The 5,865-nt window shown below is 60.1% G+C and carries 5 protein-coding genes and 2 pseudogenes; 5 read left to right on the top strand and 2 right to left on the bottom strand.

What is annotated here, in order from left to right; all coding sequences use genetic code 11:
* The first annotated feature begins 167 nt into the window (after positions 1-167).
* Entirely contained in the window at positions 168-362 is a 195-nt protein-coding gene (locus tag QZ964_RS18725; RefSeq protein ID WP_292533477.1) for a hypothetical protein, read from the top strand.
* A gap of 175 nt (positions 363-537) precedes the next feature.
* Here the strand turns inward: QZ964_RS18725 and QZ964_RS18720 are convergent, their stop codons facing one another.
* The gene (locus QZ964_RS18720) at positions 538-1,221 is read right to left on the bottom strand and encodes an integrase core domain-containing protein (protein ID WP_292533475.1); all 684 of its coding nucleotides are present in this window, start codon (positions 1,219-1,221) and stop codon (positions 538-540) included.
* A gap of 396 nt (positions 1,222-1,617) precedes the next feature.
* Here QZ964_RS18720 and QZ964_RS18715 point away from each other — a divergent pair.
* From QZ964_RS18715 to QZ964_RS18700, 4 genes and pseudogenes are all read left to right on the top strand, one after another.
* Positions 1,618-2,202 (top strand): annotated as a pseudogene (locus tag QZ964_RS18715) (IS6 family transposase); the annotation flags it as partial.
* Positions 2,203-2,257: 55 nt separating this feature from the next.
* Positions 2,258-3,308, top strand: a pseudogene (locus QZ964_RS18710) (transposase); the annotation flags it as partial.
* Complete coding sequence (istB, locus tag QZ964_RS18705; RefSeq protein WP_292533474.1) at positions 3,238-3,966, top strand: IS21-like element helper ATPase IstB; 729 nt, start codon at positions 3,238-3,240, stop codon at positions 3,964-3,966. The pseudogene QZ964_RS18710 and the gene istB, both read left to right, overlap by 71 nt.
* A 140-nt stretch (positions 3,967-4,106) precedes the next feature.
* Positions 4,107-4,727 (top strand): hypothetical protein, encoded by a 621-nt coding sequence (locus QZ964_RS18700; protein WP_292533472.1) that lies wholly within the window; start codon positions 4,107-4,109, stop codon positions 4,725-4,727.
* Between the two features lie 80 nt (positions 4,728-4,807).
* Here QZ964_RS18700 and QZ964_RS18695 read toward each other — a convergent pair.
* A partial coding sequence (locus QZ964_RS18695; RefSeq protein WP_292533471.1) for a Fic family protein occupies positions 4,808-5,865 on the bottom strand: 1,058 nt, incomplete at its 5' end.

Raw genomic sequence — 5,865 nt, 5'->3', positions numbered from 1 at the left:
GACGACGCCAAGGCTGTCGCGAAGACGAAGCGTGGGCGCTGACGACGGTCTTAGCGTCGACGTAGGCTTCAGCAGGTCGCGGCCGCTTTGAGAAAGAGCTATCGGCTAACGAGATCGCAACCGGGAAGCCTCGCTCACAGCCCGCCAAGGTATCTCTATCGCAGCTCATGAACGCAGAAACGCCGACGAAGCTCGTCGAATGTCCCTTTGAAGTCCGCGTCGACAATGTCTTGCACGACCGGTTCTATGATGTCCGCGACGCTGTTGCGGTCGCCAGAAAAGTCAAAGGAACGAAACGATCGGCCGATGTCGTGGTCATAGACACACGAACCAATAAATTGGTGATTAAGGTCGACGGCTGAACAAATTTTTCCGCTGTGCGGCTCCGGCGCCGACTCGGATTGTGCGTTATGGTCGAGAGGGCGAACCTATGACCAAGATCGACACAGCTTCCGTTTTCCCCCTGTTGTTTTGGGTTGCTTTCGTGGCGCTCGGCGCTGTTACGCATCTGACTGCATAGGCTGTGTGTGCCGAAAACTATATCCGGACGTAATGATGATGAATTCCGCCGAGCAGGACGTGCGATTTTATGTCTCCAATCCGCTGAACGGCGCGAGAGATCGGCGTATCCTTATTTAACGACCGATGCGTTCTCACTTCGTTGTAATAATGAGCGTAGCATCGCAGAATCCGACGCAGATGCTGCGCGCCAAGAACGATGAGATGGTCGACGCACTCGCGGCGGATCGACCCGATCAACCGTTCGGCGAAAGCGTTTTGCCATGGCGACGCAGGCGCAATCGGCTTGTCTCGTATGCCCATGGCGCGTAGCCGACGCATGACGGCGGCGCCAACGACGCCATCCCAATCGCGGATCAGATAGCGTGGAGCCTCATCCCACGGGAAAGCCTCAGCGATCTGACGCGCAATCCAGTCCGCTGTCGGATGTCTGGTGACATTGGTCCAGACAAGGGTTCTCCGGTCGAGCCGGACGATGACGAAGACATAGAGCAGGGCGAAACCGATGGTCGGCACAACGAACAAATCCATTGCAGCGATATGCGGCGCATGGTTGGCGAGAAAGGCGCGCCATCCTTGGCTTGGCGGCCCCCGGCGCCTGACCATGTATTTGGCGACCGTCGACTGGGAAACCTCGAATCCGAGCTTCAGCAATTCGCCATGAATGCGCGGCGCGCCCCACAGCCGGTTCTCGACGCTCATCTGCCGGATCAGCGCACGCAGCTCCGGCTGAATCCGCGGGCGTCCGCCGCGTCGCCGTGACGTCCAACGCCAATAACGGCGAAAGCCGGCCCGATGCCAGCGCACCAATGTCTCGGGCCGGATGATCGTAAGGAACCTCGAGGATCGACGGGAACCATCGGTAAAGTTGGACGAGGAAGAGGCGGTCGCCGTTCGAATTCTCTCCTCGGCCTTTCACCTTTCGTTGCAGCACGACCAGGTGCTGCCGGAGCGCAGCATTCTCTGCCTCAAGCCGGCTTTTCGACTTGAACGGCGACGTCAGAATGGCCAGCAGAAAGCGGATGAGCGCCATCATTGCGCCAGCTTAGCCAATTCACGACGCCCCTCAATTCCGGATGAAGTTTTCAACACACACAAGCGGAACGGGGGATCGCGGTCTCTTATGAAACCGTGAGACGATGGGTCAATCATTTTGGGCCCAAGATCGCAGCCGATCTGCGCAAACGCCGGCCGAAGCCGCACACCACATGGCATCTCGACGAAGTCTATCTCAAGATCGATGGACGCTTGGTTTATCTGTGGCGCGCCGTCGATAGTGAAGGAGAGGTTCTGGATGTCTTGGTCCAGACCAGGCGGAATAAGGCCGCAGCGCTGAAATTAATGCGCAAGCTTCTGAAGAAATATGGCTTCGCGCCGGAGAATTTGGTTACCGACGATCTGCAGTCTTACCATGCCGCCGCGCGTGATCTGGGGATCGAACATCGGCATCGCACTGGCCGATGGCGAAACAACAGAGCAGAGAATTCTCACCAACCAACCCGACGACGGGAGCGCAAGATGCAAGGTTTCAAGAGCGTTGGTTCAGCACAAAGATTTCTCTCCTTTCACGCAGCAGCCCACAACACGTTCAACGTTCAACGCCATCTCATTTCAGCAAGGACGCACCGAGCTTTTCGAGCCTCGGCCGTGGACACATGGCGTTCGGCCACTGCTGCAGCATAAACAGGATCGTCAACGAGATCATTCGCGTCTTTCGTTCGACAACGTGACAAAGCCGGAGATGGTGTTCGACGCGCACGACCGGGCGTTCGCTTTTTTCAAGGGCGCCTGCGAGCGTGGCGTCTACGACAACATGAAGACCGCGGTGGATACGATCCTCATTGGCAAGGATCGGCAATATAATCGCCGCTTCCTTCAGATGTGCGGGCATTACCTTGTTGAGCCGGTCGCCTGCACACCGGCGTCGGGCTGGGAAAAGGGTCAGGTCGAAAACCAGGTCGGTCTCGTACGCGAGCGCTTCTTTACGCCGCGCCTGCGGTTCAAGAGCTATGACGATCTGAACGCCTGGCTGCTCGACAAATGCGTCGCCTACGCCAAGGCGCACCGCCATCCGGAGATCGCCGACGAGACGGTGTGGGAAGTCTTCGAGGAGGAGCGGCAAAAGCTCGTGCCGCTGCGGGGGCGCTTCGACGGCTTCCACGCGGTGAGCGCTTCGGTGTCGAAGACGTGTCTCGTGCGCTTTGACGGCAACAAATACTCGGTCAAGGCGAGCGCCGTCGGTCGGCCGGTCGAAGTTCATGCTTACGCCGATCGTATCGTGATCCGCCAGGATGGGATTGTCGTCGCCGATCACAAGCGCGCCTTCGGTCGCGCGCAGACGGTCTACGATCCTTGGCATTACGTGGCGGTTCTGGCGCGAAAGCCCGGCGCTCTGAGAAACGGCGCGCCGTTCAAGGATTGGGTTTTGCCGTCGGCCATGGAGAAAATCCGCCGCAAGCTTGCCGGCTCCGCGGATGGCGACCGGCAGATGGTGAAAATCCTCGCCGCTGTTCTCGACGACGGGCTGCCCGCAGTCGAAGCCGCTTGCGCCGAGGCGCTCGATCAGAACGTCCATTCCGCCGATGTCATTCTCAACATTCTGGCGCGCCGCCGCGATCCGGTTCCGCCGCTGACCATTCTCACCCCGGATGCGCTGAAACTTCAGCACATGCCGCTCGCCGACTGCGCAAGATACGATCAACTGAGGAGTTGAGGCCGATGGAACGCACGCAGATCTTCGACCTGATGAGCGAACTCAAGCTCTTTGGCATGCGAAGCGCTTACGATGAGGTGATGACAAGCGGCGTCAAACGGCAGCACGAGCCGCCGCGCATCGTCGGCGATCTTCTCAAGGCGGAGATCGCCGAAAAGCAGGCGCGCTCCATCAGATATCAAATGACCACCGCCAAACTTCCCCTGGCGAAAGACATCGACGACTATGATTTTGACGGCGCGACGATCAACGAAACCCTCGTGCGCGATCTTGCCGGAGGCGGCTTCGTCGCCCAGCAACGCAATATCGTCCTTGTCGGCGGCACGGGAACCGGGAAGACGCATCTCGCCATCGCGCTCGCGCGAAGCTGCATCCGCGCTGGCCTGCGCGGGCGCTTCTTCAACACAGTTGATCTCGTCAACCGGCTCGAAGCGGAAACGCGCGCCGGCCGGCAGGGACGCATCGCGGACTATCTCACGCGAATGAACTTTGTCGTTCTCGGCGAACTCGGCTATCTGCCCTTCGCGCAGGCCGGCGGCCAACTGCTGTTCCATCTCGTCAGCCGGCTGTATGAGCAGACCTCGGTGATCGTCACCACCAATCTCGCCTTCGGCGAATGGCCAAGCGTTTTCGGCGACGCCAAGATGACGACGGCGCTGCTCGATCGTCTGACGCATCACTGCGACATTGTCGAAACCGGCAACGAAAGCTGGCGCTTCAAAAACCGCGCTTGATTCTCAAGGTTAGCCTCACGCCACCGCGCACACCCCGGCCGCGCACCCTGACCACTCCGCCGGGGCGCGCGCGGTCGTTCCTGCCCGTCTCCAAAGGGGTCTCTTTTGGATGCAAATCTGGGGTCCCGATTCAATGCTGTTTGACAGCCTTCCGCGCCTTTGCGATCGAAACCTTCGGGGGGCGGCACGACTACGTCTTCGTTCAGCATCTCGACGACGAGCATCCGCACGTCCACCTCACAGTGCGCTCGCTCGGTTATGACGGAAGGCGGCTCAATCCACGCAAGGGCGATCTCGCGACATGGCGCGAGCACTTCGCCGGCGAATTGCGATTGCGCGGCGTCGAGGCGGAGGCGACGCCGCGCCGTGCACGCGGCAAGGTCAGGAAGGCCGAGCACGGCGTCGTTCGCACGATCAGGAATCGCGGCGAGCAGCCGCGCGTGGAGCGGCTCGCTCGCGAGGAGATCGTGAGTGAAGCGCGTGCGGGCAAAAATTCGCTGCGCCCTTGGGAGGCAAAGACGCGCAACCGGCAGGCGGCGATCCGCGATTCATATCGGATACAGGCGGGGGATCTCGAGCGATCTGGCGATCCTGCTGATAACGAGCTTGCGAAGCAGCTGCGCCGGTTCGCCGCCGAAATGACTGCTCCCGAAACGAAGCGCGATCAATTGAGAAGAGAGCTTATCGATAGCCTCACGCGTCGCGGCGCCCGAACGCCTTCGAGGGGCAAGGAGAGAGGCGGCGCCGATGACGATCGCTGACCGGCAAGATTTCCACGGCCTTGCGTTTAAAATCCGGCCAGCTGCTGCAATGAAAAGAGAATTGTCGTTTCCGTCGATGCTCAGACTTCGCGCAGCGAGTAGCTCGTGCTGCGACCGCCCGCGGCGTCCTTGACCAGGATGCCGCGCTGGAGGAGGTCGTCAATGTCGCGCAGCGCAGTGTCTTGTGAACATTTGGCGAGCTTCGCCCATTTCGAAGATGTGAGCTTGCCCTCGAATCCATTCAGCAGCCGATTGATGATGATGCGTTGACGGTCATTGAGCCGTTCCCCGGCGCGAGCGTCCCAGAAGCGCGCTTTTCGTAAGACGGAAGCCAAGATCGTTTCCGCGGCGTCGAACGCTCGATTCAAGCAGTCGAGGAACCATTCAAGCCAGGGGGTAATATCGAGGTCGCCTTTCTGCGTCGCTTCCAGGATGTCGTAATAGGCGTTCCGCTCTAGGCGGATTTGCGCCGACATGCTGTAGAACCGCTGCGGAGTGCCCTCGGAACGCGTGAGCGCGAGATCGGCGACTGCGCGGGCGATGCGGCCATTGCCATCCTCGAACGGATGGATGGTGACGAACCATAGATGCGCGACGCCAGCTTTGATGACCGGATCGATTGCGACGTCAGCCTCGAACCAATCGAGGAACGCACGCATCTCTTCGCCGACTCGTCCTGCATGTGGCGCCTCGAAATGCACATGTTCGCGTCCGATCGGTCCCGAGACGACCTGCATCGGACCTGACTCTTTGGTGCGCCATGCGCCAACAGTGATCTTACGCATTCCGCTGCGACCAGTCGGAAACAGCGCGGCGTGCCAGCCGAACAGCCGCTCTTTCGTCAGCAAGGCCGCGTAATTCTGGGTCGCGTCGAGCATCATCTCGACGACGCCTTCCACGTTGCGATCGGCCGGGACAAGTCCAGCGATGTCCATGCCCAGACGACGTGCGATGGAAGAACGCACCTGTTCCTTGTCGAGCAGCTCTCCTTCGATCTCGCTGGATTTCAGGACTTCTTCAGTGAGAGTCTGAAGGACCGCTTCCGCGCGCAGGTGAAAGCCTAGCCCCTCCATGCGTCCGATCAGCCGTCCCTGGCGATGCCGGACAGAAGCGAGGCGATCCGCCAAGCGTTCCTGGC

Source organism: Methylocystis sp. (genome assembly GCF_021731785.1).
In the GTDB taxonomy this organism is placed as follows: Bacteria; Pseudomonadota; Alphaproteobacteria; order Rhizobiales; family Beijerinckiaceae; genus Methylocystis.
The sequence above is the reverse complement of the archived record's forward strand: the minus strand, read 5'-3'. Positions and strand labels throughout refer to the sequence as shown.

Excerpts from the sequence above, each read along its gene's own strand:
- QZ964_RS18725 (WP_292533477.1), top strand. The coding sequence starts at position 168 with ATGAACGCAGAAACGCCGACGAAGCTCGTCGAATGTCCCTTTGAAGTC.
- QZ964_RS18720 (WP_292533475.1), bottom strand. The coding sequence starts at position 1,221 with ATGAGCGTCGAGAACCGGCTGTGGGGCGCGCCGCGCATTCATGGCGAA.
- istB (WP_292533474.1), top strand. The coding sequence starts at position 3,238 with ATGGAACGCACGCAGATCTTCGACCTGATGAGCGAACTCAAGCTCTTT.